The following is a 4,395-nucleotide window of genomic DNA, read 5'->3' as shown; positions in this document are numbered from 1 at the left end:
CATTGGCAGAGTCCAGAATCTTCTTGGTTATATCCTTCAAAGAGGACAGCTCATCCTTGGTTAAAAGAACCACTGGAGTACTTGTAACCTTGTCGTGGGCAACAAGATCACGATCAGAAATCCATCCGGAAAGGAAATCAGGTGCACTTGTACCCAGTTTCTCACCTAAATAGGCAAGCTGCATTGCATAACCTAAAGCAGCAGTATCTGATGCCATAGCAGAATCATCCTTTGGATCAGGAGCAGTACCTAAAGCATCCTTACCCATTGATGCAAGCTTTACCTGATTGGTAATGTTCTTTGAAAGCTCATCGATTTTATTACCGAAGCTGGTGACATCACCGGCATTGACAGGATAGTACAGAGACTTCTGAATGGTCTCGTTGTAAGTCAGATCCTGATACTGATTCTTAGCACGGTCATGATTTGAATTTCTCTTGCCGGAGTCTGTCAGAAGATGCATTGCATAAATAGCTACACCCTTGTGCTTAGCCTCAGCACGAAGCTCTTTTGAATCAAGACCGGTGGAAGAGAACTTATCGGAACCGCTGATACCACCTGCATCAGTAATCAGTACCACATATCTTCCGCCATAATTTGACCAGTCGATTTTCTCTAAAGCTGAATTAATACCCGCAAAGGAATCTTCATCGAAGTATTTACTTGAAACCGTAGCCTGATTAAGAGTTTCAAGCTTTTTCTTGAACTGCTCCTCATCAGTAGCCTCACCAGGTTTTACGAAAACCTTTGATACATATTCAAGCTCAGGTACAGCCTTGGTACTTGATCTGAAAGAGACAAGACCGAAATGAACACTGTTGGAAAGCTTCTGCTCTTTGATGTGCTTGGCAATCGATCTGATGGTTTCCTTGGTTCTGTCAATGTATGGCTGCATTGATATACTTGAATCGATTACAAATACAACGGCAGCTTTAAAGGTTTTCAGCTCATTCTGAAGATCGGTCTTACCCTTGGACTTATCCTCTTTCTTGGTGACCGAGGCAATCTTAAGCTCACGCAGATAATTACCGTCATCAAACATAGTCTCTTCAAAATCAAGAATAGGAAGCAGATAGAACTGTTTTTTGTAGTCAATATAGGTTTCAGGCTCTACAGATATAACACCAGGGATCTGCTCATTCTTTGAGAGCTTGTCCATCATAGGAGAAACCTTGCTCTTAGGATCAGAATCATCCACAAGCTTCTGCAGCTCATCCTTTGTCTTAAAAATCAGGGCCCTATTTCTTGAAGCAGGATTGGTAAACATCAGTGCAGTCTGCATTTTCCAATCAACTACACAGCTCTTATCAAGGTAACCTGAAGTCTTACCAGAAACATCAGGTCCTACAAGATATGAGTTTCCCTCATCCTTATAAATATAGAAACGAGAAAAAGCAGCTACCTTATCGCCGGAAGAATCTGCAGCATTTTTCTTTAAAACACAGGCTGGTGTTGTCAGAACTCTCTGATAAATGGATTTTTTACCCTCCATTAAAAGAGGAGTATCAGCATAGGTATTGCAGGACAGAGCTGACATAAGCACTGCACTTAAAGTTATGTATCTGAGTTTCATTTCCATTACTCCTTAAGCTTACCTATGGCCTCATTAGCCTCATTCATACCAAGATCAGACGCTTTCTGATACCAGTAAAGAGCCTGAGTCTTATCTTTCTTTATACACTTGCTTTGTGCAGTAGAATTTGGATCAAAATACTTAGCAAACATATAGGCAGCAGAAGAATCTTTTCGACCGTAACTTGATAGAAGACGTTTGCCTAAATCACAGCGATCGTTATTTAATGACTGTTCTGACAGGGATGAAATCACCTCAATCTTAGGATTAGTGCTCAGACAGCTACTTATAATCACTTCATCCTTTTCTGAACTTAAAGTGCAGGCTGAAGGAGAGCCAGATGAAGCTGTACTGTTTGCAGAAACAGCAGGAGTTTCAGCAGATGACTGTGCAGCCGCCTGATTTTCAGCAGGAGACTGAGGTTCCTGGTTGACAGCTTCAGCTGGAGCATTCTGACTATTCTCATCTGAAGATGAACTCTCTGAACTCTTGCCATCATCAGCAGCATTCTTGTTTTCATCGTCAGCTTTCTTACTTTCATCTTCCAAAACAGGTTCTGTCATCGGCTCCTCAATAATCTGAGCCTCTGTTACAGCAGGATTCTGTGTAGCCACAGCATCATCACCGCTGAAAAAGCCCTTCCAGATGAGGAAGGCAGCTAGCAGTAGAAGCAAAGCTGCAATGGCTGCAATCAGTGGAATCAGGAATGCCTTCTTTTTTGGAGAAGAAGCAGGCTGAACATTCTGCGAAACAGGAGTATCCTGATTTACCCCAGAGAATAAGTTTTCAGATGAGGCAGAAGCTGTAGAATTAAGAGAAGATTGAACAGGAGAGTCAACATACTGAGCCTGTGGTTCCTCTGATTCAAGAATAAGAGAGATATCACCTTCAGTTAAGGTGAAGAACTCTCTAGTAGGTCCAACTACCTTGTTGTCTGCTGTGGTGAATTCTTTTACAAAGGTTTCAAATTTACCGCTGTAACGGTTAACCTGAGATGAGACACTGTTAAATGACTGAGTACTCAGCCTGATTTTAAAGCCCTTATCCTGAGAAGAGGGAGATATGTCCTCAGGCTTTATACTCTCTTCTGCAATAATCTCCTGACCTTTCTCAGATCTGATTGTTATATTGAAGCTGTGAGTATTACCCCCAAATCCAATGTTAGAATCAAATAGAGACCAGCTGTTTTTTAAAATCAGGTATCCCTGATTGTTTTCCTTAATAATGGAGGCGATTAGTTTTTCTGTAAATTCAGACATCTTAATTCTCTAAAAAACACTATCAATATCAGATAGAATCTCACAGATTTCTCGATTGAGCTCTGGAGAAATATTATATTTGCTATCTGCTGTTACATTCTTTGCACAGATAACATTCAAAAGCACACTGAAATAATCATTGCAGTAATGCAGTCTGATATTATCCACATTCGCTCTTTTTACATCAGGCATGAAGTTTCTGTGCTCAGAGCTCTCCTTAAACAAAGGACGTGAAGGCTCTTCTTCTGACACATTATCGGCTCTGCCTCTTACTTTAATGCGTTCGATATTTGAATTATCCTGTTTACCTACACACAGGTATGTATTGAAATCAGAGATAATCTGCAAAGCTCTTGCACACTGCCCATCACACAGATCATCCTTCTTTGAGGTAGGAGACTCATAAGGGTCAATTGCATCAATAACAGCCTGCTCAACATTCATAGCATTATAGGCTTTGGAAAGCTCTACTGTTAAAAACTGCATCAGCTCATGGAACTTATCCTTGAGAACATTCTTATCAGTAATCAGAGAACCGTTATCAGCAATGAAGAAATTAAATGCTTCGCGATCATCCTCAGGGTAATCCTCAACATTCTTCTTTTCAATCTCCCAATATCTTAAAATATCAGCAAGCATTACATCAAAAAACACTCCGTTACGCATTGATTCAAGGTTATCCTCGCGCATCTTAGTTAAAGCCTTTGCGAAACGGAAGGCATTGCTTGAGCGACCGCCACTGAAGTTTTCAAGATAATTCTCTCGGGCAAGATCTTCATTGATTTCAATAAAGCTTCTAAAACGACCGAAGGTTCCTGCAACAACATCACAAGATGCTAACTGCCTGAATTTGGATAATGCATTAGCATGAGCAATTCTTAAGGCCTGTTCACCAGACTCTCTTGCATACTTACCGATGCGGTTTCTCAAATTAGCGGTCAGACTCTTAATGCTGTCATTAAATTTCTCTTTACCAAAGTTGTAATCAGTAAAATTATCCTTAAGGAAGGATGAAAGGTACTGAATACCACCATCATTGGCCTTTAGTACCTCGGAGATAACAGGTGTATCCTCTGCCCTGCCCATCTGTTTGTAATGATTAAACTCATATACATATTTCATATCAGGATCTTTAACGATTTCCTTTTTATAGGCATCGATATAAGACTGATATTCAGGACGAATTCCGGTTTCCACATCCTCAGAACTGAATTCATATACATCATTCTTTGAATGCAGATTTGGTCTTCTTACAAAGAAGAACTGATTGAACTCCTGACCATGAGCCCAGTTCTGAATCCAGCCGGTAGCATAGCGCTCCATTGCTGTGGTAATGGTCTTACCAATATCAGATAGGGAGGCGGCCTCTTTACCGATATCACGGGTAAAGCAGGCATCAAACTTGGTAAAGGCACCTACAACGGGAATCTTTTCATAAGAGGCTCTATCCTCAGGCTCCTTTCCAATATTCTCATATACCCATGAAGACAGATAAGGGGTAACCTCTGCAACTTCTCCCTGTCCCTCCACACTTGAACAGAACAGAAGCACATCAATCTCATG

General features: G+C 40.9%; 3 protein-coding genes. All 3 read right to left on the bottom strand.

Annotated elements, in window-relative coordinates:
* Window positions 1–1,573, bottom strand: a 1,573-nt coding sequence (locus QZU45_RS10990) for a vWA domain-containing protein (RefSeq protein ID WP_295355252.1), incomplete at its 3' end; no start/stop codon positions are given.
* A 5-nt stretch (window positions 1,574–1,578) separates the two neighbouring features.
* A complete protein-coding gene (locus QZU45_RS10985; protein WP_295355250.1) occupies window positions 1,579–2,832 on the bottom strand; it encodes an SEL1-like repeat protein in 1,254 nt (417 codons plus the stop codon).
* 9 nt (window positions 2,833–2,841) lie between these two features.
* A partial coding sequence (locus QZU45_RS10980; RefSeq protein ID WP_295355248.1) for a virulence factor SrfC family protein occupies window positions 2,842–4,395 on the bottom strand: 1,554 nt, incomplete at its 5' end.

Source organism: uncultured Succinivibrio sp. (assembly GCF_902756765.1).
In the GTDB taxonomy this organism is placed as follows: domain Bacteria; phylum Pseudomonadota; class Gammaproteobacteria; order Enterobacterales; family Succinivibrionaceae; genus Succinivibrio.
The sequence above is the reverse complement of the archived record's forward strand: the minus strand, read 5'-3'. Positions and strand labels throughout refer to the sequence as shown.

Bases quoted from the DNA above. Each gene is read 5' to 3' on its own strand.
- QZU45_RS10985 (WP_295355250.1), bottom strand. From the start codon at position 2,832: ATGTCTGAATTTACAGAAAAACTAATCGCCTCCATTATTAAGGAAAAC.